General features: G+C 62.5%; 11 protein-coding genes, 4 tRNA genes and 1 riboswitch. Of the genes, 2 read left to right on the plus strand and 13 right to left on the minus strand.

The genetic code is table 11. The annotated features are described in order from the left end of the window. Positions 1 to 14: 14 nt before the first annotated feature. The 5 genes from V5F23_RS21290 to V5F23_RS21310 all read right to left on the minus strand — a co-directional run bounded on the left by V5F23_RS21290 (position 15) and on the right by V5F23_RS21310 (position 12,703). Positions 15 to 911, minus strand: coding sequence for a PoNe immunity protein domain-containing protein (locus tag V5F23_RS21290; RefSeq protein WP_042728503.1), 897 nt, complete (start codon positions 909 to 911; stop codon positions 15 to 17). After that, entirely contained in the window at positions 912 to 9,989 is a 9,078-nt protein-coding gene (locus tag V5F23_RS21295; RefSeq protein ID WP_338496476.1) for a hemagglutinin repeat-containing protein, read from the minus strand. It abuts the gene before it with no gap. A 47-nt stretch (positions 9,990 to 10,036) separates the two neighbouring features. Next, positions 10,037 to 10,555 carry a toxin-activating lysine-acyltransferase gene (locus V5F23_RS21300; protein ID WP_042728505.1) on the minus strand — a complete coding sequence of 173 codons (519 nt, stop codon included), beginning with the start codon at positions 10,553 to 10,555 and terminating at the stop codon, positions 10,037 to 10,039. 9 nt (positions 10,556 to 10,564) lie between these two features. Then, positions 10,565 to 12,346, minus strand: coding sequence for a ShlB/FhaC/HecB family hemolysin secretion/activation protein (locus V5F23_RS21305; RefSeq protein ID WP_042728506.1), 1,782 nt, complete (start codon positions 12,344 to 12,346; stop codon positions 10,565 to 10,567). Between the two features lie 280 nt (positions 12,347 to 12,626). Continuing rightward, positions 12,627 to 12,703: transfer RNA gene (locus V5F23_RS21310), tRNA-Arg, on the minus strand. Between the two features lie 525 nt (positions 12,704 to 13,228). On the opposite strand from V5F23_RS21310, the gene V5F23_RS21315 reads away from it, so the two are divergent. After that, a complete protein-coding gene (locus V5F23_RS21315; RefSeq protein ID WP_003178899.1) occupies positions 13,229 to 13,555 on the plus strand; it encodes an Arc family DNA-binding protein in 327 nt (108 codons plus the stop codon). Positions 13,556 to 13,686: 131 nt separating this feature from the next. Here V5F23_RS21315 and mgtE read toward each other — a convergent pair whose 3' ends face one another. After that, positions 13,687 to 15,129 (minus strand): magnesium transporter, encoded by a 1,443-nt coding sequence (gene mgtE / locus V5F23_RS21320; protein WP_042728507.1) that lies wholly within the window; start codon positions 15,127 to 15,129, stop codon positions 13,687 to 13,689. A gap of 322 nt (positions 15,130 to 15,451) precedes the next feature. Here mgtE and V5F23_RS21325 point away from each other — a divergent pair, with 322 nt between their 5' ends. Continuing rightward, positions 15,452 to 15,955 carry a SmpA/OmlA family hypothetical protein gene (locus tag V5F23_RS21325; protein WP_042728508.1) on the plus strand — a complete coding sequence of 168 codons (504 nt, stop codon included), beginning with the start codon at positions 15,452 to 15,454 and terminating at the stop codon, positions 15,953 to 15,955. Positions 15,956 to 15,995: 40 nt separating this feature from the next. Here the strand turns inward: V5F23_RS21325 and V5F23_RS21330 are convergent. The 7 genes from V5F23_RS21330 to ltaE all read right to left on the minus strand — a co-directional run bounded on the left by V5F23_RS21330 (position 15,996) and on the right by ltaE (position 21,953). After that, positions 15,996 to 16,072, minus strand: a tRNA-Arg gene (locus tag V5F23_RS21330). A gap of 72 nt (positions 16,073 to 16,144) precedes the next feature. Further along, positions 16,145 to 16,221, minus strand: a tRNA-Arg gene (locus tag V5F23_RS21335). Positions 16,222 to 16,327: 106 nt separating this feature from the next. Next, a tRNA-Ser gene (locus tag V5F23_RS21340) sits at positions 16,328 to 16,418 on the minus strand. 62 nt (positions 16,419 to 16,480) lie between these two features. Then, positions 16,481 to 16,669 carry a carbon storage regulator CsrA gene (gene csrA, locus V5F23_RS21345; RefSeq protein ID WP_003178872.1) on the minus strand — a complete coding sequence of 63 codons (189 nt, stop codon included), beginning with the start codon at positions 16,667 to 16,669 and terminating at the stop codon, positions 16,481 to 16,483. Between the two features lie 183 nt (positions 16,670 to 16,852). Next, entirely contained in the window at positions 16,853 to 18,094 is a 1,242-nt protein-coding gene (locus V5F23_RS21350; protein WP_042728509.1) for an aspartate kinase, read from the minus strand. Positions 18,095 to 18,181: 87 nt separating this feature from the next. Further along, positions 18,182 to 20,803: an alanine--tRNA ligase gene (alaS, locus tag V5F23_RS21355; RefSeq protein ID WP_338496481.1), complete on the minus strand. Its 2,622-nt coding sequence runs from the start codon at positions 20,801 to 20,803 to the stop codon at positions 18,182 to 18,184. Positions 20,804 to 20,948: 145 nt separating this feature from the next. Continuing rightward, positions 20,949 to 21,953 carry a low-specificity L-threonine aldolase gene (ltaE, locus tag V5F23_RS21360; protein WP_042728511.1) on the minus strand — a complete coding sequence of 335 codons (1,005 nt, stop codon included), beginning with the start codon at positions 21,951 to 21,953 and terminating at the stop codon, positions 20,949 to 20,951. 266 nt (positions 21,954 to 22,219) lie between these two features. Next, positions 22,220 to 22,387, plus strand: a riboswitch (FMN riboswitch). Positions 22,388 to 22,438 lie beyond the last annotated feature (51 nt).

Genomic DNA, 22,438 nt, shown 5'->3' on the forward strand with positions numbered 1-22,438 from the left:
CCTGCTCGAAACCGCTAACGACGCCCCAACAACTTCGACCAAAAACCAACCTTATTCTCAACAACCACCGCAATAGGCGCTTCAGCGTCCTGCCTGAGCGGGTGTGTACTCGGGCCGTCGGGTCGGAGTAAATCCCCGGGATAATGCTCAAGCCCCAGGCACTGTGAATCATCCAGCCCAAAAGCCTTCACCGCCGCCACGGCTTCCACGCACCAGCGACCGAAATATGCGCCACCTTCAAAATTCTCGTCGCCATAGGTGTACCAGTAGGGATGCTTGTAACTGACTGCCTGGGGATCGGAGCCGGATTTCGCCCCTGTTCGGACTTCCTGATACCAATGACTGACGAACGCTTCCAACTTGGAAGCCTGCGTCTCCACCGGCGCATCCACTGCCGCCAGCAGTCGTCCATAGGGTTTGGGATAAAGGAGAACGGCCCCCACTTTGCGCTCGGGACTGCGACTCGCGATGACCCGGTCGAGCAACACGTCCTCGCCTTCGTTGCCGATAAGGGCCAGCAGCCTTCGCCATTGATCATCGGGAATCTCCAGCGCCAACCCCAGGCCCACCAGCCAGAAGCAGACGATGTAATGGTCATAGTTGACGCGCCAGCTGTGGCGGGTGAATTGCTGCTCAGGTGTCCAGACCGATGCACCCAGGCGTTCGGCCTCTTCCCAGGCATCAAGCAAGCCCGGAAAGTAGCGCGACAAATCAGCTATAGGATTGCCAGCGCTGTAGCGACGCAGGATCTGGTGCCAATGTTTCTTTGCAGTGTTGAAGGCGTATTGCGGCGCGTAATCCGGGTTACCCGCAGGTTCCCTCATGATTCTTTGAGATTCCAGGAGATAGCCGTCATTGTCCTCGACGACCTGATTCCAATAACTGACATTGCCAAGAGGAGCACGGATCATCTACTTGTTTCCTAGAAGCTTGGACGCTGCAACTGGGTCAGCGAAAAACTTTCCGCGGGCATCCAGTACACCCACTGTGACATTACCAAAAGGGTCGGTATGTACTAACCATTTTTCCACCCGCCCAGCCTGCAAGGCGTTTTCAATACTTTGCGCCATTCCACCGTTACCACTGACCGACTCCAGAATACGATCATAATTTGTGGCAGTCCCCTGCAACCAGCTATCGCTCATCTGCAAACCATCCTTGGTCGGTTTCAACGCAGACGAACCAAACTTGTACTCCACGATCAGGTAATCCACACCCGGCTTGTTGACCTTGTACAGGTCATCAATACCAGTCTGCCCGATGTCCGGCGCTCGGCCGATTTTCTCGGCACCCGGCACCAGGGATTTGATCCGCTCGCCGCCCATGACATCACCGATGATGCTCTTCTGCGCGTTGGTCAACGCCCGGAAATCCATCAGCGGCGTGCCATTGGGGTTGAACTGCCCGCCACGGGCGACCAGCTTGTCGAACTTGGCCAGGCCAGCCATCGCCTCAAGCCCTTCGGCCCCGACCCTGATCCCGGCCTTCGCCAGCGCCACGCCACCTTTGGCGGCGCCGCCGACACCCGTCGCAATACTACCCACCTGCCAAACCAGTTCGCCAAGGTCCTGGCCCAACTGCACAGCGCGGTCGTCGCCGCCATTTTCCAGGGCATCCTTGACGCGATCGAGTTTGGCGTTGAGCTCATTGACCACGCCATCGCCGAACTGCTTGCGGGCCTCGGGGTCGTTGATCAGGGCCTTGAGGCCGTTGATTCCGTCAATTGGATGAAGAAGGAACTGCGCCAGGCCTTCGACGTCGCTCCATCCCGCCTGCACCAGGCCTTTGCCCACGCCGAAGCGGGTCAGTACGTCTTGCTTCTGGTTGATGTACGCCCATTTGGCGATCACCTGCGCCTTGGCCGCCAGCCCATCGGCTGCGCTGTATTCCTTCTCGGCCTGGACCAGTTGCTGGGTCGCCAGCCAGTTGTTGTCCACCGCCGCGCCAGCCGCGCTGTTGGCGGTGGCCGGGTCGAGCGAGGCGCTGCTCGCGGCCAGCCCGGTGACCAGGCTGACGATCAGGTTTCGCTTGGCTTCGCGCTGGGCTTCGCTTTCGTTGGGGCTGGCTTCGGAAAACAGGCCGGTGAGCAGGCTCGACGCCGCCGCGCCCGCTGCGCCACTGCCGCAGCTCTGACTGCTGGCCGCGGCGCCCGCGCAGGCAACGATGCCATGCAGCGCGGCATGCAGCGGCGAGCCTTCGGTGAGTTTGCCGTCCGCCACCAGGTCGCCGATGTAGCCCGCGCCTTGCTGTTGCACGTAGTTGACCACCAGGCTCTGGACGAATGCGCCGTTGCTGCCGCTGATGTTGCCGCTGGCCGCGCCCACCAGGGCGGTGGTGATCTGGCGGTAGGTGCCGCCCGCGCCCCACTTGTCGGCGATACCGCGGGCTTCGACAGTCAGTCGCTGGGAGTTGTTGAGCAACGCCAACCGCTCGGCATCGGTCAGGTTCGCATTCGGATCGAGGGCCTTGGCCCTGTCTTTCTCGGCCTGGTTGCGCTTGGCATCGACCTCCTTGGCCTTGTTGGCGAGCAAAGTGCTGGCTTCGTTGGCGAACGCGCCGACAATCTCGAAACCGGCCCGGATCTCATCTTCGTCGAAGATCGGCTTGAGCGTGTTGCTGGTATCGCGGTCGCTGGAGACGTCGCGATTGAGGCTGGCGACGGTTTGCTCGCCATTTTTGCCGGTGCGCTTCTGCTGCTCGGCATCGTCGGTGATGACGACCGTGCCGCCACTGATGCCGCTGCGGGTGACGCTGCTGGCGTCGTCGCTGGCACTGATGGCAATCGGCATGGTGGCGCTGAGCTCATTGCCGTTCTGCGGCAGCCCGGTGCCCGGGGTTTGCGTGCCGCCGCTGGTGGCATTGCCCTGTTGGTCCTTGCCGACTTCGCGATAGCCGCCCCCGACGCTGACGGAGCTGGCGTCGTACTCGGCCTTGTTCTTGATGTCGCGGCTGGTGAGACTGGCGGTGACCAGGCGATTCTTGCCGTCCTGCACGGCCTTGTCGCTGCTGGCGATCACCCCGCCGACCAGGTCGGTGTTGCCGCCCACGCGAATGTCGAAGCCCTCGTCGCCGGCCTTGATCCCGGATTGCTCGATCACGCTGGCGTAGTTGGAGTCGATGTCCGTGGCCCCGAAGCTGCCACTCATGCCGTTGACCGAACTCATGCCGTAGCAGAACGGCGGGACACACAAGCTGATGCCAACACCCAGGCTCTTCTCATCGACGACGTAGGTGTTGGTGTCTTGCAGGCTTTCGATGTTCAGGTTGCCGCCAACGTCGGCCAGTACCTGTTTGCCACTGGCCACCGCGCCCTTGAGGTTTGTGTCACCGCCCGAGGACAGCAGCAACTGGTTGCCCGCCTGGACATGGGTATTGGTGTGGGTGAGGCCATCGCCGTCTGCCTGGCCACGGCTGCCGGACGCTCCCAGGTCCAGGGTGAAACCGTTGCGAGCACCGAGGGAAAAGCCGATGCCGATGCTCGCGCTGCTGCCTTTGCTGTCGGTCTCCTGCTTGTCGACATTGCGGGCGGCGAGCAAGTTGATGTCGCCGTCCGCCAGCAGGCTGGCGTTGCGTCCGGCCTTGATATCGCTGCCTTGCACGGTGATGTCGCTGGCCGCCCCCGCGCCAGTGGCACGCAGGCGGATGTCGTTGCCGGCGGTCATGGTCGAGCCGGCCGCGCTGTCGCTGGTGTAGGTAGTGGTGCTTTCGTTTTTCTTGGTGCCCAGCGACAGGCTGATGTTGATCCCGCCGGCCGAGCCTGGGTCCATCGCCACGGCGGTAGCGGCGTTGTTGGTCGCCAGCACGGCGGTCGCGGCGGCCAGGGCCTTCATGCGTCCGTCGTCGGTTTTCTCCGAGGCCCGTTTCATCTGCTGGTTGGTTTGAATCGCGCTGATCACCGGGTTGGTCACGGTGAGGGTGAACCCGGTTTGCTTGAACAGGGTTTCACGCTCGCGTTCACGGGTGTTACGGGCTTCGACGACATCAATGGTCTGCGCCGTGACGTCGATGTTGCCTTGGGGCGCCGACACCTGGCTGCCCACCTGACGGTAACCCTTGCCCGCTTCGATCAGCACATCGCCGGTGGTCGAGCCCACGGTGCTTGCCACGGCCGTGTGCTCCGTGGCGAGGTCCTTGACGCTCTGTTTCTGAGTACCGAGGGTCACGGCGATGCCGCCGCCGCTGAACAGGCCGCTTTTCTTGACGGTCTTGTCGTGGCGTTCGCTGCTGCTGGCGGTGGCCGCTTCGATGTTGACGTTGTTGTCCGCCACCAGGATGGTCTTGGTGGTGGAGACCACGTTGCTGCCACTCAGGTTGATGTCTCGACCGGCCTGCACATACGTCTGCTCGCCACTCAGGGTGGAGCCTTCGGCCTGGGTCTGGCTGACGGTGTCGCGGGTGGTGGTGGTCTTGCTGGAGAACCACCCACTCTTGCCTTTGACCTTGTGCGCTTCGTCGGCGAACTGGTAGTTCTGGGCCGTGGTGAGGTTGACGTCACGCTTGGCCTCGGCAAACACCGCGCCCTGCTCGCTGGTCACGTGGGCGGCGCGGGCGTTGAGGTCCTGGCCCGCGCTCAGGCGGACATCGCCCTGGCCCTGGATCAGCGAGCCGACTTCGGTCTGGCTGGCGTCGTTGCGCCAGTTGCTGCTGTTCCAGGTCAACGCTTGCTGATGCGCCTCGCCCACGGTGCCGAGGTTGAGGTTGTTGCCGGCCTCCAGAGACGTGCTGCCGCCCTGGCCTGCATTGACGACCTGGGCCCCGGTGAGATTCAAGTCCTTGCCGGCGCTGACATTCATCGTGCCCTGGGCACCGCTGACGAACAGCCCGGCCACCCGTGACAACTGCGTCCGGGTGCCTTGGGCGCTGCTGCTGTCGCGACTGCTGGAAATGACGTTGATGTCCTGCCCAGCCTTCACCGACAGGTTGTCCACGGCGCCGATCAGGCCACCGAGGTTGTTGAGGTTGTCCCTGGCGGTGACCGAGGCGTTGTCGGCCTGGATACGCCCACCCAGGTTCTGAATGTTCTGCGCGGTGATCGCCATGACACTGCGCCCGGCCAGGCTGCCGCTATTGACCAGGTCGCCGGCGATGTTCAGGTTCAGGCGCTGCCCGGCGATCAGCGCACCGGAGCCGTTGAGGTCGCCTTCCTGGACCCGCACGTAGACCTGCGGCACCAGCACGTTGCGGGTGTCGCCGTTAGGGAGGGTCACTTGCTTTTGCACCAGCCAGACGATGTCACTGGTCAGCTGGGCCATCTGCTCGGACGTCAGCGCCACGCCGGGCACCAATTGCCATTGGTTGGCAACAGTGACGGCGTTGTCGATCAGGGCACGGTATTGCAGTTCATCATTGGCGTAGCCATCGAGGAAACGTCGGCCGGTGAGTTGCGCCACTTGTTCGCGAATCAGCTTCTGTTCGTAGAAGCCGTCACCCAGGCGTTGTTGGGTCAGGGCCGGGTCGACTTGCAGGCGTTGCAGCATGTAGTCCGAGGACAACCAGGTGCGGTAGCTGGCAAAGCGCGGGTCGGTTTCGATCAGATAGCCGCCGGTGTTCTGCGGGTTGGTGTTGAACAGGCTGTTGTTCGGCAACGCCAGGGACGGCCCGCCGCTGCGGATCTGCTCAGCCACGCCTTTGCTGTTCAGGGTGGTCTGGGCGGCGACCTGGACGATCGGCGCGACCTGGTGGGTGCGGCTGCCCGTGGCGTTGACCGCGCCTGTGGCGGCGACCTGCTCGGTGACGCCCTGGGTGGCGCGCGCGGCGATCTGGGTGCCGGTGCCATTGCCCGCGGTGTTCTCGGCGAACACGGTTGGTTGCAGGGTGATGTCCTGGATCATCGGCGCCGGCGTGTAGTCTGTGACGGCCGTGCCCTGGCGGTCGCGCCCCTTGCGCTGGATGCGATAGAAGTGGGTGGCGGTGCCGCTGTCGGTGGTGGTGCGCTGGCCCGTCAGCTCAGTGTTGGTCAGGCTGCCGATGTCGGCCTGTAGCAGTCCGCCGGCAATGATCCGGCTCTTGTCGTTGAGCACGTCGCCGGCGCTGATCTGCATCGTCCCACCGGAGAGGATCTGCGCCGGTGCCGAGGTGGCGATCTGGGTCTCCGCCACCACCCGGGTGTAGTCGTAGCGGTTCCAGTTGTCCTCGCGGCCTTCGGGGGTGGCCAGGTAGAGCACTTCGTCGCTGCTGACCGAAACCTGGTTGCCCTGGTAGCGGTTCGTCGAACCGGTGAGTTGGAATTCCTGCAAGGCGGTACGACTGACCTCCACCTGCCGGGTGCTGAAATGCTCGTTGGTGTTGCGCACGCTTTGCACGTTCAGCGACAGGTTGCCGAGGGCCTCGATGGTCGCGCTGGCGTTGGTCAGCAACTGGGCGCGGTCCTGGGCCTTGTCAGCCGCGCTCAACGCGCCGCCGATGGCGAGGTCGCCAGCGCTGAAGATCAGGGCCTGCTCGCGGTTGTCCAGGCTACCGGCGCCGATGTCCAGCGACTCGCGGGCGGCGATGGTCGCGCCGATGCCGTTTTCGTCCCGGTTGTTCAGCGTCGAAGCGCTGATCGCCAGACGGTCGCCGTAGAGCCGGCCCGTGCCCAGGTTGTTGAGCGAGAGGGCCTGCACCCGCACTTGCTGGCCGTCGATCAGGCCACGGTTGGTCAGGCTGTCGTTGACGGTCAGGCGAACCTGGCCGGCGCTGATCTCGCCGCTGCCGGCATTGTCCAGCGTCTGCGCGCGGACCGTCAGCAGGTTGCCGGCCAGCAATTGCCCGCTGTTGTTGAAGGCGCCCTCGGTACTCAGGTCGACCTGACCGTTGGCCTGGATCTGGCCGCTCAAGTCCAGGCCGCCTTGCAGCCTGAATGTCAGGTCGCCCAGGCTCAGGGCCCTGCCGGTGCCACCGTAGTAGGCCGCATTGAGCGACAGCAGGCTGCCCGCGAGCAAGGTGCCGCCCTGGTTGTGCACGGCCTGGCGCCGTTGCGCCGGGTCACGGTCGCTGATGCTCAACCCGGCGCCAGAGGAAATCAGCCCGCCTTCGTTGTTCAACGCCTGGCTGATCCCCAGGCTCAGCCCCTGGTCGGCGCGAATCGCACCGGACTGGTTGGAAAGCGTATTGACCGCCAGGCTCATGGCGCGGCCTTCGAGGCCTTGCTGGGTGCCTCGGGTGGCGCCGTTGTCGAGCACGTCGGCGCTCACGTCCAGCGTTCCCGCACTGCGGATCAACCCGCCCTGGTTATTGAGCGTCTCCCCCAGCACCATCTGGACATCGCCGAGGCCTTGCAACTGACCGCCGCGATTGTCCACCCGGACGCTTTCGACCCGTACGGTTTTCTCGCCGATGATCTGGCCGCCGCTGCCATTGCCCAGGTCGGTGGCCTTGAGCAACAGGGAGCCCTTGGCTCCCAGGAAACCCGCACTGTTGTCGAGGCTGGCCGTGCGGATTTCGACGCTGTCCTGGCCGCTGATCCCTTGGGTGGTGCCCGACTGCAGGTTGTTCAGCGCCTGGTTGCCGGTGTCGATGAGCAGCTTGCCCTTGGCCTGGATCAAGCCGGCGGCGTTATGCAATTGGCCGCTGCGCAGGTCGAGGGTCGCGGTGGCGTTCAGCGTGCCCTGGCTGTTGTCCACTCGGTTGCCGTGGCTGTCCAGGTCCAGGGCGCCGCCGCTGATCACGCCACTTTGGTTGTTCAGGCCCAGGGCCGACAGCGTGATGTCACCCAGCGCTTCAAGACGCCCGCCGCTGTTATTCAGCCCATCGCCGGAGACGCTGACCCGCAGCCCGGACTGCACCGAGCCCAGCACGCCATTGGTGTTATTGAATTGCCCGGCGATGATCTCCATGCGCTGGGTGGCGGCCATCGTGCCGCCGATGTTGTTCAACTGATCGAACGTCGCCCGCAACTCGCCTCCGGCACTCACGGTGCCCTGGCTGTTGTCCAGGCGGGCTCCCTTCACCTGGGCGTTGCCGCTGGCGGCCAGGGTGCCTGAACTGTTGTCGATCCGTTGGCCGGCGGTCACCGTCAGCGCCCCGCCGTCGGTGGCGACGACTTTGCCGCCCTGGTTGTTCAGCGTGCCGACATCAAGGTTCACCGCGCCGGGGCTGCTGACGCGCCCGTCCTGGTTGTCGAAGCGCTCACGGGCGGTCACCTGCAAGGGCTGCGCGCCGGTCTGCACAATCTGTCCGCGCTGGTTGGACAGGGTCTGGGTGTCGAACGTGATCTGCTGGCCCTGGGTCAGGCCGTCGTCCACCACCACGTCGGTGGCCTTGATCGTCACCTTGCCGTTGCTGGCCACGCTGCCTTTGCCGCCGGCCAACTGGTTGGCCTGGATATCCAGGGTGCCTTTGCCGGCGTGCTCGACCTTGCCCTTGCCGTTGTCCAGACGACTGGCGCCCAGCTTCAGGTTGTCGGCATTGGAGGCGATGCGCCCGTCACGGTTGTCGAGGGTCGCGCTGGCCTTGATCGAGGTGTCTGCGGTGCCGGTCTGGATCAACTCACCGCCGGTGTTGGCAATGTCCCGGGCGCTCAATTGCAGGTTGCCGGCGTTGACCTTGGCCGCGCCGGTGCGCAGGGTCTTGGCCGCCGTTGCGCTCAGCACCTGGGTGGCATCGACCTGGCTGCCGGCGAGATTGGCGTCGCCCGTGCTGGCGGTCAGGGTGACATTGCGCCCCTGGGTCTGGCTGCCGCTCAGGTCCAGGTCCGCGGCGGCGACGCTGACGTCCCCGGACGCCAGGTTCTGCCCTTGTGCCTTGACCGTGCCGGCCCGCAGCGCGAGGTTGCCCGCGCCGGCCAGCTTGCCGTCCGCGCCGACACCCGCCGCCACGCTGGACGCCTGGGTGCTGCGGATGTTGCGGGCGGTCAGCGTCGTGTGGTTCTGGCTGGCAACGGTGCCGCTGTTGTCGATGTCGCCGGTGCTGTCGAGCGTCAAGTCGCCCTTGGCGTAGAGCGTGCCACTGTTGTCGACCTCGGCGGCCTTGATACGGGTCGCGGTGGCGCTGCTGATCGCGCCCTGGTTCTGCAACTTGCCGTCGGCGCTGACGACCACTTCACCGGCCATGGCGCCAATCTGCCCGGCGTTGCGCACACCCACGCCGGACTCGGTGCCCACCAGCATGATTTTGCCGGCGTACATGCCACCCAGCTTGGCGACGTCGATGGCCACGCTGGGCTTTTCCCCGTCGTCACCGGGCAGTGGCGTGGCCTGGGTGTTATCGGCGTTGACCTGGTTGCGTCCGGTCGTGACCTTCAGGTCGTTGGCCCAGACCCCGGCGTTGACCTGCACGCTACGAGCGATCAGGTCCGTGTAGTCGGTCTCGCGAGCATCCAGGCCCTTGCCTTCGATGTTGATCGTCCCGCCCTGTACGGTGTAGCCGCTGATGCGTCCGTTCTCCAACTGCGCCCGACCGGTGCTGAGGGTCGCCCGGTCGGCATTGATGAAGCCGCAGCCGTTGCAAGTAATGCCGGACGGGTTGGCAATCACCACTTCGGCGCGCTGGCCCGCGACTTCGACATAGCCACGCAGTTGGCTGGGGTTGGCGGAATTGACTTCGTTGAGGATGACCCGCGCGCTGCCATTGCCCAGCATCGGGTTGCCTTCGATCCAGCCGCCCAGTTTGGTCTGGCTGTTGGTCGTGGCGTTGTTGAGGATCACGCCACGGTTGTCGACGTCGAACTGGCTGTAGGTATTGCGCGAAACGCCCCCCGCGCTGGGGGCCTGGATATTCACCTGGGGCGTACCGTTGGCGCTTTCGATCACACCGGGACGCTGGCCGGCCGGCGCGCCGGGATCCGCCACGATGGTCGCGGCCCAGGCAGGCGCCACGCTCAAGGACACCAATCCGATCGCCGCCATCACGGCAAAGCGCAACGGCCCGAGCGTCGCCGCGCAGGCCACCGGTCCCGGCGTCGGGCCGCTACGGGTCCCCGGAGCCTTGACCTGACTGGTGACATTCTCGGCCACCACCATCAGCAGTCCGCGAGCCTTGTTGAAAACGATTCGGTACAGGTGCTTGTTCATGGCAATTCCATTTGCGGTTCTGGCCCGCAATTAACTCGGGGTTAGCGTTACGGTGCGACTGCCAGCGGGTGAGCGGCAAACCAGGCCTTGGCCTGTTCAGGGATGACACCGATCCCTTGGAATGTCTTGACCCGCAGGCCGCGTTCCTCGCCTCGGTGATAGAGCGCACGCCCACACCGGTTGGCGAACAACTGTCGATGCAGCAGGCGGGTGACCACGCCGGTGTGGCCGAACGGCGCCACCCAGTCGTTGAGCCAGAGGCGCTCGCCGCTGTTCCAGTCGGCTTCTGTCAGGGTCAGTGGCGATTGCCTTAGGTAGCGTTGCTCGGTGGCCGCGTCGAGGTTGAGCCAGGACAGGTAGAACACCGGTTTTCCCTGTTCGCTGGCGAGCACGAACTGGCGATGCTTGAGGGCCGGCAACAACAACGTCGGCAAGCTGTGCAACGGCGCATCGCGGTGAGCCTTGGAATGCATCCACAGCCAGGTGGCCGAGCCGAACACGGCAGCCTCGTTCCAGGGCTCATCGATCAAGCCGGGGGCAATGATGTCTAGCGTCTCGAACTGCATGGGATCACCTCAGAATGACCAGATGACGGTGAACGCGCTGGTCACGTTGGCCGTTTCGAAGCCATCGGGCTTCTTCAATGGCGTACCAAACGACCAGTCATAGGACAGGCCCTTGTAGCCGCCCCGCAGACCCACCACGGCCCCCGCCAGGCGCTTGCCGATCAGGAACTCGCTGGAAGGACCACTGACTTCGCCATAGTCGATGCCGGTGTAGAGCTCCTGGCCGGTCTGTCCCAAAAACAGGCCGACTTCGTTGCGCAGGGTCCAGCCACGGTCGGCGGACAGAATGTTTTCCCCGTCGAAGCCCCGCACGCTGTAGCGCCCGCCAATCGAGAAGCGGTCCTGGGGCACCAGCGGCGTCCGGTTCCATTGCGCGCGCCAGCCGCCGATGTAGCGCAGGCGCTGGTCACTGACCTGGAACGGCACCTGCAACTGGGCATCGGCAGTGATGATCTGCGAGCGTGAAGTGCCTGCGTCGAAATCTTCTTCGGGTGCCCTGAGCGCGTCATGGGCCCCGGTGCCGCGGCGGTAGGCGGCGCCCAGGTCGAGAATCGAGGCGCCGATGAACTCGCGATGGTTCAGCCCCAGTTGCCAGCCGGCCATGCGCCGTTTCTGGTTGCCGATCTCGGTGTCATCGATGAAGTTCTCCGAAGAGCGCGTCCACAGGCTGCCCCACGCGGTGGTCTTGCGAACGGCGTCGCGGTACAGCAGGCGTGACAGGCGCAGTTCGTTGTTACGACTCTCGCCACGGTACTGGTAGGTCTGGTTGGCGCCGGCGACGGACTGTTCGTAGTTGTATTCACTGGTGGTGAAACCCAACTGCCAGTAACCGAACGGCAGCGAATAATGCAGGGTGTTGCCATCGGAACCGCGATGGCCGGACTCGCCACCACCCAAGTCGTGGTTGACGCTGGCGTAGAACAGGTCGTTGAGCGACAGCAGGTTGTCCAGGGACAGCGACACATTGCCCTGGTACTTGCCGGTGGTCTTGCTGCCCGAATTGTCCACCGACAGGCTGACGCGGGCCGGGAACCGCTGGGTCCAGGCAATCACCACGTCGCTCTCACCGGGCTTGGCGTCGGCGGCACGGGCCGGTGCGATCTGGATATCGGCTTCGGCGGTCGGCACGCGCTTGAAGTTTTCCAGCGCCTGCTCGATGTCCCGCAGGTTGAGCAAGTCGCCGGGACTGGCCGGCATCGCATTCCAGGCATTGGCCCGGGAACTGGTGCCCTCCTGGAAGCGAATCTCGCGGATGCGCCCCGGCACCAGGGTCAACACCAGGACGCCACTGTTCAAGTCCTGGGCTTCGGCAAGCACCCGAGTGGTGACATAGCCAGCCTCGATGATCGCATTCTGCATGCGCTTCATCGTCAGGTTGATCCCGGCGCCCCCCAGGCAACGCCCGATGGCCGGGTCATGCTTGGGGTTGGCGGCGCGCAAGGCCCATTGGAATTTTTCCGACGCCTCGCCAATCAGCCGGATGTCATCGATGGCGAAGCAGGGGCTTTCCTTGGCGGGCAGGCGATCGGCACCTTCCGCGACGGGTGCCGCTTGCAGGCGCACATCCGGCCGGGACTCCAACTGATCACGCAGCACCCGCTCACGCTCACGCTGACGCAGCAACTCTTCCTCCGGCCCAGCCGCCTGCGCAAGGCTCCCCGCCCCCACCGTCCAGGCGGCCAGCAACAGCAGCGCAAGCCGCTGGGCGTTGGGTGAAGAAGAACGAGCGCCGTCGACAGGGCGACGAGCAGTGCGTGATTGACGCGTTCGGCAGGGTGCGGCTGCGCGCATGACACATCCTTGTGGCTTGAGTTCAGGAATACGGTGAGCATCGGCACTGATGCCCCTCAAAAAGGCGCGTAATTAGGAAGTTTCCTACAACGTACCGAGACGGTCAGATTGCCATCAGGTGAGAAAGTTTCGCACCAGGCACACACGTTTGTTACACAGTCGAAAAAATGGGCACTGGTTCACAGCACCGGGCCGCAGGAAGGCCGTGCTGGGGCGACGTCACGCCAATCGATCATGTGAATATAAGGAGGGGTATGCGGCAGGAGGCCGGCTGAAGTAATGGTGTCCCAGGGCAGGTTCGAACTGCCAACCTTCCCCTTAGGAGGGGGATGCTCTATCCAATTGAGCTACTGAGACACGAGTCGACCGCGAGAAACGCGGTGCGCGGAACGGCGTGCATGTTAGCGACCTGCCCTGCGTTTGTCATGTCGTCGCTGTTTTTAAGTGTAGGCAAATGGTGCGGCGGGCCCGCTTCGATGATTCCAAGCGTTGAATGGCAGTCGCCATTCATCCGTCCTTGAGCGGTTTAACCTAGTAAATCGGCCAATTGCCACTATCCTATACAAGACAAGGACAGTGCGTGTTTTTTGTACCAGGCGGGTTATCCGCCAGACGGTATGGCACAACGACACGATACGGCGGTCACACATCCTGACCTGTTGATTTTTCCAACCAGTCCGCATTTTTTGACGAAGGGTACTGGCATAACGCCTTTACGCGGATCAGAATTTGTCACAGAATTGGCGCCAATGATCTGGCAATTTTGAGGCATGATGCGGGCCTCTTAACGATTCAGGTTGAACATTTGGCTTTGGAGCTTGTCCTATCGACATCCTGCGGCCAATCCCGAGAACCGCTCCCCTGAACTAACCGGTTAAATATATGCGCCCATTGAAACAGGCAATTTATTCCAGCCGTACGGCTGACAAGTTCGTCGTACGTCTGCCAGACGGAATGCGGGAACGCATTGCCGAGGTGGCTCGCAATCATCACCGCAGCATGAACTCTGAAATCATCGCGCGCCTTGAGCAAAGCCTGATCCAGGAAGGCGCGTTGGGTGAAGAGTTGAGCATGCGCCTGGACAGCCCGGAGCTGTCGTTGCATGAGCGCGAGTTGCTTCAACGCTTCCGACAACTCTCTCACCGCCAGCAAAACGCCCTCGTTTCGCTGATTGCCCATGACGCAGAGATGGCCGCAGACGCGTCCTGATCGAACGCATGAATCAAAAGCCAGCCTTGCGCTGGCTTTTTTTTGCCCGGAATTTGCCCCGGCGCGTACAAGGGATGAATGCAACGGTGGCGAGGGAGCGAACGCCCTCGCCACCGTGAATCAGGCGAATGTCAGAGCAGGAAGATCGTCGCCAACCCCAGGAAGATGAAGAACCCGCCACTGTCGGTCATGGCGGTAATCATCACGCTGGCCCCCATGGCCGGGTCGCGTCCCATCCGCGCCAGGGTCATGGGAATCAAGACCCCCATCAAGGCTGCCAACAACAGGTTAAGCGTCATCGCGGCGGTCATCACCACCCCCAGCGACCAACTGCCATAGAGCAGATAAGCCACCACACCGATCACGCCGCCCCAGATCACGCCATTGATCAAGGCCACCGCCAACTCCTTGCGCATCAAGCGCGACGTGTTGCCGGTGCTGACCTGGTCCAGCGCCATGGCGCGGACGATCATGGTGATGGTCTGGTTGCCGGAGTTGCCGCCAATCCCGGCAACAATGGGCATCAATGCCGCAAGCGCCACCAGCCTCTCGATGGAACCTTCGAACAGGCCGATGACCCGCGAGGCGACAAACGCCGTGATCAGATTGATTGCCAGCCAGGCCCAACGGTTACGCAGGGATTTCCAGACCGAGGCAAAGATGTCTTCTTCTTCGCGCAGACCGGCCATGCTGAGGACTTCGCTTTCGCTTTCCTCACGAATCAGGTCAACCATTTCATCGATGGTCAAACGGCCGATCAGCTTGCCGTTCTTGTCGACCACCGGCGCAGAAATCAAGTCATAACGCTCGAACGCCTGGGCGGCGTCATAGGCGTCTTCGTCCGGGTGAAAACTCACCGGATCGCTGGCCATGACCTCGGCCACCTGTTTTTCCGGATCGTTGACGAGCAGGCGCTTGATGGGCAGCACACCCTTCAACACGCCGTCGTAATCGACCACGAAGAGTTTGTCGGTGTGCCCTGGCAGTTCCTTGAGGCGACGCAGATAACGCAAGACCACTTCAAGGCTGACGTCCTCGCGGATCGTCACCATCTCGAAGTCCATCAGCGCACCGACCTGCTCCTCGTCATAGGACAGCGCCGAGCGCACGCGCTCGCGTTGCTGGCCGTCGAGGGTTTCCATCAGTTCGTGGATAACGTCCCGAGGCAGCTCGGGCGCCAGGTCGGCGAGTTCGTCGGCGTCCATCTCCTTGGCCGCCGCGAGCAACTCGTGATCATCCATGTCGGCGATCAGGGTTTCTCGGACCGAGTCGGACACTTCGAGCAGGATGTCACCGTCGCGGTCGGCCTTGACCAGCTGCCAGACCGTCAGGCGCTCTTCCAGCGGCAAGGCTTCAAGGATGTAGGCGACGTCGGCGGAGTGCAGGTCATCGAGCTTGCGCTGCAGCTCGACGAGGTTCTGCCGGTGGACCAGGTTCTCGACCCGGTCATGGTGCGGACCTTCCTGGCGATGCGTCAGGTCTTCGACGACCCGCTGGCGCTGCAGCAGCTCGACGACTTGAGCGAGGCGGTCCTGAAGGCTTTCTTGTGTTTTCTTTACTTCTACTTGGGTCATAGGCGAACTCCACTCCCAGCAGTGGAGCACGCCGGAAGGATCAATCAGTCAATTCATGATTGGCAAAACGGGATATTGAGTAACTACTGGGTAAGTCCATGGAGATATTCCAAAGCCCCGGCGGGGCTGACGGGCGCAATCATACACCGCTTGACGCTTTAAAACGTTAAAAAATCATGGCAAGAACAAGCGCTTGCGACACAAACCTGAACCCTGGCTGAACCTGTCCCGTTACGACGACTTATCCTGAAAAGAAAACACACGCCCTGCGGTAAATGTAGCGGCTACCCTTGTTTTTTTCAGCGCCAAGGAGGCCGCCCGGATGCCTGTCAGCCACTACCTGCTTCTGCTCGCCAGCCTACCCTGCCTGCCCCTGTGGGCGGCCGGGCAAACGGTGCATCGCTGCGAGAACAGCGCCGGGCAGGTGACGTACACGACCCTGAGCTGCGGGCCGGGAGAAAACCTTTCGCTGCAACGGATCAATCCGTATCAACCTGGCACGGTCTCGCCGACGACCGAATCGATGCTGCCGGAAGCCGAGCACCGGCAACTATCCGGCAACAAACCGCCGCGCAAGGAACCGACCGTGGTCGGCCAGTTCGAAGACCGCTGCGCCAACCTCATCACCGCCCGGCAACGCCGCGAAGCCATCATAGGCCGAAGGATTCTCGCCGGCATGAGCCAGCAGGATGTGGAGAGCGCCTTGGGCAAGCCGCACTCGATCAAGGTCAGGAATTCGAGCACGCGGTACACCTACGCAACGAAGAAAGGCCGCAGCGCCGAGATCGTGTTCGATGAGAAAGGATGCGTGAAAGGCAAATCGTAGACAGCAAAAAGCCCGCGTTAAACGCGGGCTTTTTGGTGTTTGGTGCACTCGACAGGATTCGAACCTGTGACCGCTCGGTTCGTAGCCGAGTACTCTATCCAGCTGAGCTACGAGTGCAAGTTGTGGTTTTATACCAGATCACAACTGGTTGAAGCCAAGTTATTTGCATCGCTGCAAAAAACTCTTAAATGGTGCACTCGACAGGATTCGAACCTGTGACCGCTCGGTTCGTAGCCGAGTACTCTATCCAGCTGAGCTACGAGTGCATTTGTTGCCGCGCATTATAGGTCGTCAAATCCTTTTGTAAAGCGCTTTTTTCAGTAATTTCAAGCACTTACTAAACAAGCCAGGTTTGACGCACTAAACGAATAATGGCGGAGAACGGGGGATTCGAACCCCCGACACCCTTTTGAGGTGTACTCCCTTAGCAGGGGAGCGCCTTCGGCCACTCGGCCAGCTCTCCGCAACACGGGGCGTATATTAACCACCTTCCTCCCCGTTTGCAAACATAAAAATCGATAAAAATTAATGGCTTGGTTCGTCGTCCTTCTCTTTCTTGATACGCAGGTAAATTTCCTCCCGGTGTACAGCGACCTCTTTCGGGGCGTTGACGCCGATACGCACTTGGTTTCCTTTGACGCCGAGCACGGTCACGGTGATTTCGCCATCGCCAATAATCAGGCTTTCTGCACACCGACGAGTCAGAATCAGCATACCTTTCTCCTCACGCAATTCAGTTCAGGGACAACAGTCGGCAAAAAAAGGCATTGGACCTGCAACCGAAACGGTCGAAGCCTCCAAGCCTAGTATTGACCAGCGCGGGCAAAAGAACAGTTTTGGGACGCGCCATTCAAAAAAACAAAGGGCGCGGCCCAGCCGCGCCCTCAAGGACAACGCTTACTCGCCCTGTCGGGCAGCGGCGTCGAGTTCGAAAGCCGTGTGCAGGGCGCGCACGGCCAGTTCCAGGTACTTCTCTTCGATCACCACGGACACCTTGATTTCCGAAGTGGAGATCATCTGGATGTTGATGGTTTCCTTGGCCAGGGCTTCGAACATACGGCTGGCCACGCCCGCGTGCGAGCGCATGCCGACACCGACGATCGAGACCTTGGCGATCTTGGTATCGCCGACCACTTCCCGGGCACCGATCTCGCCTGCGGTTTTCTTCAGGACTGCTTCGGCAGCCGGGTAGTCGTTGCGGTGCACGGTGAAGGTGAAGTCGGTGGTGTTATCGTGCGAGACGTTCTGCACGATCATGTCGACTTCGATGTTCGCGGCACTGATCGGGCCGAGAATCTTGAACGCCACGCCGGGGGTGTCTGGCACGCCACGGATGGTCAGCTTGGCTTCATCGCGGTTGAAGGCGATGCCGGAAATGATCGGCTGTTCCATGGATTCCTCTTCATCGATAGTAATGAGGGTGCCCGGACCCTCTTTGAAGCTGTGCAGGACGCGCAGCGGAACGTTGTACTTGCCGGCGAATTCGACCGCCCGGATCTGCAACACTTTCGAGCCGAGGCTGGCCATTTCCAGCATCTCTTCGAAGGTGATTTTGTCCAGGCGCTGGGCTACAGGCACCACCCGTGGGTCGGTCGTGTAGACGCCATCCACATCGGTGTAGATCTGGCATTCGTCAGCCTTGAGGGCCGCCGCCAGCGCCACGCCGGTCGTGTCCGAACCGCCACGGCCGAGGGTGGTGATGTTGCCGTGCTCGTCCACGCCCTGGAATCCGGCGACCACGACCACGCGGCCCGCCTTCAGGTCGCCGCGAATCTTCTGGTCGTCGATCTGCAGGATACGCGCCTTGTTGTGCGCGCTGTCCGTCAGGATACGAACCTGGTTGCCGGTGTAGGACACCGCCGGCACGCCACGCTTGATCAGCGCCATGGCCAGCAAGGCGATGGTCACCTGCTCGCCGGTGGAAACGATCACGTCCAGCTCGCGGGGAACCGGTTGCTGGTCGCCGCTGATTTGCTTGGCCAGATCGATCAGACGGTTGGTCTCGCCGCTCATTGCCGACAGCACAACCACCAGGTCATCGCCCGCATCACGGAATTTCTTAACCTTGTCGGCGACCTGTTCGATTCGTTCGACAGTGCCGACCGAAGTGCCGCCAAATTTCTGTACGATCAAAGCCATTTCAAAGCCGCCTCTGCCCATGAAGGGCGCCCAATAATCACAACAGCGACCGGGCCCGCCACTAGACCGCGAACCCGGGGCGCTGCCTTAAATACCCTGCTCTACAAATGCAACGGTCTGGGCCAGTGCCGCGTCCAGTGCGCCGACGTCGGTACCGCCGCCTTGCGCCATGTCCGGACGACCACCGCCCTTACCGCCCACTGCCGCAGCGGCCTGCTTCATCAAATCACCGGCCTTGAGTTGGCCAGTCAGGTCCTTGGTCACGCCTGCGACGAGAACGACCTTTTCCTCATGGACACTGCCGAGCAGGATCACTGCGCGGCCGAGTTTGTTTTTCAGTTGATCGACCAGCGCCAGCAGGCCCTTGCCGTCCTGGCCGTCGAGACGCACGGCCAGCACTTTCACGCCCTTGACGTCCACGGCCTGGGCCGACAGATCGTCGCCCGCGGCGCTGGCGGCCTTGGCCTGCAACTGCTCCAGTTGCTTTTCCAGCAAGCGGTTGCGCTCCAGCACAGCCGACAGCTTGTCGATCAGGTTGTCGCGGCTGCCCTTGATCAGGCTTGCCGCTTCCTTGAGTTGTTCTTCGGCCGCGTTGAGGTACGCCAGGGCCGCAGCGCCGGTGACCGCCTCGATACGGCGCACGCCGGAGGCCACGCCGCCTTCGCTGACGATCTTCAGCAGGCCGATGTCGCCGGTCCGGTTGGCGTGGATACCGCCGCACAGCTCCACGGAGAAATCCCCCATGCTCAGCACGCGCACGCTCTCGCCGTACTTCTCGCCGAACAGCGCCATCGCACCCTTCTGTTTGGCGGTTTCGATGTCGGTTTCTTCGGTCTCTACCGGGGAGTTCTTGCGGATCTCGGCGTTGACGATGTCTTCCAGCGCCTTGAGCTGCTCCGGCTTGATGGCTTCGAATTGGCTGAAGTCAAAGCGCAGACGCTGGCTGTCCACCAGCGAGCCTTTCTGCTGGACGTGCTCGCCCAGTACCTGGCGCAGCGCCGCGTGCAGCAAGTGGGTGGCGGAGTGGTTCAGCGAGGTGGCATGGCGCACCTCGGCGTCGACATGGGCTGCCACTGGAGCGGCGACCATCAGGCTGCCGGAAGCCAGCACGCCGTGGTGCAGGAACGCGCCGCCGGTCTTGGTGGTGTCACGCACGTCGAAGCGCGAATTGCCGGCCTGCAGGTAGCCGCTGTCGCCGATCTGGCCGCCGGACTCAGCGTAGAACGGTGTCTTGTCCAGCACGATCACGCCTTCCTGGCCTTCGCTCAGGATGTCGACCGATTGCCCGTCCTTGTAGATGGCCACGATCTTGGCCGAACCGGTGGTACCGGCATAACCGGTGAATTCGGTGGCCACGTCGACCTTGACCAGGCTGTTGTAGTCCATGCCGAAGGCGCTGGCCGAACGCGCACGTACCCGCTGGGCTTCCATCTCGCGCTCGAAACCTTCCTCGTCGAGGGTCAGGTTGCGCTCGCGGGCGATGTCGCCCGTCAGGTCCATCGGGAAACCGTAGGTGTCGTACAGCTTGAACACCACATCGCCCGGCACCACGGTGCCCTTGAGCTCGGCCAGGTCCTGTTCGAGGATCTTCAGGCCTTGTTCCAGGGTCTTGGCGAACTGCTCTTCCTCGGCCTTGAGCACGCGTTCGATGTGCGCCTGCTGGGATTTGAGTTCCGGGAAGGCATCGCCCATCTCGGCAGCCAGGGCCGCCACGATCTGGTAGAAGAAGCTGCCCTTGGCGCCCAGCTTGTTGCCGTGACGGCAGGCACGACGGATGATCCGGCGCAGCACGTAGCCCCGACCTTCGTTGGACGGCAGCACGCCGTCGGCAATCAGGAAGCCGCAGGAGCGGATGTGGTCGGCGACCACTTTCAGCGAAGCCTGGTTGTCGTTGGTGCAACCAATGGCCTTGGCCGAAGCGTCCAGCAGGCTCTGGAACAGGTCGATTTCATAGTTGGAGTGAACGTGCTGCAACACCGCACTGATCCGCTCCAGGCCCATGCCGGTGTCGACCGACGGCGCGGGCAGCGGATGCAACACGCCGTCGGCGGTGCGGTTGAACTGCATGAACACGTTGTTCCAGATCTCGATGTAGCGGTCGCCGTCTTCTTCCGGCGAGCCGGGTGGGCCGCCCCAGATGTCGGCGCCGTGATCGTAGAAGATCTCGGTGCAAGGGCCGCACGGGCCGGTGTCGCCCATGGTCCAGAAGTTGTCGGAGGCGTAAGGCGCGCCTTTGTTGTCGCCGATGCGCACCATGCGCTCGGCCGGGACACCGACCTCTTTGGTCCAGATGTCATAGGCTTCGTCATCGGTGGCGTAGACCGTGACCCACAGCTTGTCCTTGGGCAGGTTCAGCCACTTGTCGGAGGTCAGGAAGGTCCAGGCGAACGTGATGGCGTCGCGCTTGAAGTAGTCACCGAAGCTGAAGTTACCCAGCATTTCGAAGAACGTGTGGTGACGGGCGGTATAGCCGACGTTTTCCAGGTCGTTGTGCTTGCCGCCGGCGCGCACGCATTTCTGGCTGCTTACCGCACGGGTGTAGGCACGTTTTTCCTGGCCCAGGAAGCAGTCCTTGAACTGGTTCATCCCCGCGTTGGTGAACAGCAGGGTCGGGTCATTGCCCGGAATCAAAGAGCTGGAGGCTACTCGGGTATGGCCTTGCTCTTCGAAGAAGCGAAGGAAGGCTTCACGGATTTCTGCGCTTTTCATTAGGTTCTTCCACGGAGGCTGCGGCCAAAGGCCTGTGCAAAACGTCGACAGACGAAGCAACGGCAAAGGGCCGCATTATATCGGCCCTTCGCCTGGGGTACAGCGTGTTATGCGATAGAAACTGTCAATTGGCTCGCTTGGGCGATCAGTTGCCGGAAAATTCGACGAAAGTGGCGATCACCTGGTCGATTTGCGCGCGACTGACATCCAGGTGAGTCACCATCCGCAAACGTGGCGCAGCACTGAGCTTGATGCCCCGCTCGGCGGTAAACGCCTTGAGCGCCTCGGCGCGCTCGCCCATTTGCACGTAGACCATGTTGGTCTGCACCGGCTCGACCTCATAGCCCGCCGCGCGCAAGCCCTCGGCGAGTCGCAGGGCGTTGGCGTGGTCATCGGCCAGGCGCTGGACCTGATGGTCCAGGGCATACAGCCCCGCCGCTGCCAGGATCCCGGCTTGGCGCATGGCGCCGCCGACCATCTTGCGCAACCGGCGCGCCTTGCCGATCAACTCGACACTGCCGCACAGGACCGAGCCAACGGGCGCGCCCAGGCCCTTGGAGAGGCACACCGAGACCGAATCGAAATACTGGGTGATGTCCCGCGCATCGACCCCAAGCTTGACCGCCGCGTTGTACAACCGTGCGCCGTCCAGGTGCAGCGCCAGGCCGTGCTCGCGGGTGAAACGCCGGGCCTGGGCCAGGTAGTCCAGCGGCAGCACTTTGCCCTGCATGGTGTTTTCCAGGGCCAGCAGGCGGGTCCGGGCGAAGTGGAAGTCGTCGGGCTTGATGGCCGCAGCCACCTGGGCCAGGTCCAGGGAGCCATCGGCTTGCACTTCAAGCGGCTGCGGCTGGATCGACCCGAGCACAGCCGCCCCGCCGCCTTCGTATTTATAGGTGTGGGCCTGTTGGCCGACGATGTACTCATCGCCGCGTTCGCAGTGGGCCATCAATCCCAGCAGGTTGCTCATGGTGCCGCTGGGCACGAACAATGCCGCCGCAAAGCCCAAGCGCCCGGCAAGTTCGGCTTCGAGGCGATTGACGGTCGGGTCTTCGCCATACACATCGTCGCCGGTCGGGGCGCTGGCCATGGCATCGAGCATGCCGGCGGAAGGTTGGGTGACCGTGTCACTGCGAAGATCGATAACACTCATGAATCTGGCCTCGGGTTCTGGTGGCGGGAATTCCCTTTCGAAGGGCAATTACTGCGGTCATGGGCAGGAATAATCAAGCCTGACCCCAGGAAAACACCACCTGTACCTGAAGATTAATCAAAACACTCCTGTGGGAGCGAGCTTGCTCGCGATAGCGGTAGTGCATCCAGCATCAACGCAAGCTGAACTACCGCTATCGCGAGCAAGCTCGCTCCCACAGTAGGTTATGTGTTAAAAATCCTCCGCAGCCAAAAACCATGGCGGCAAAACGTTCTCAGGGCGGGGTGTAATTCCCCACCGGCGGTAATTGCACGCAAGGTGCATAGCCCGCGAGCGCTTGGCGCTACACGGCTTCTGCGGTGTGGCGGCAAGGTCAGCAGACCCGGTGTGATTCCGGGGCCGACGGTCATAGTCCGGATGAAGAGAGAACGGGATTGACACCCAAGGGCCGCTTGCGACCTTCTGTTCGCGGCGTACCCTCGAAT

It is taken from the genome of Pseudomonas sp. WP18 (assembly GCF_036689585.1).
Lineage (GTDB): Bacteria > Pseudomonadota > Gammaproteobacteria > Pseudomonadales > Pseudomonadaceae > Aquipseudomonas > Aquipseudomonas chlororaphis_E.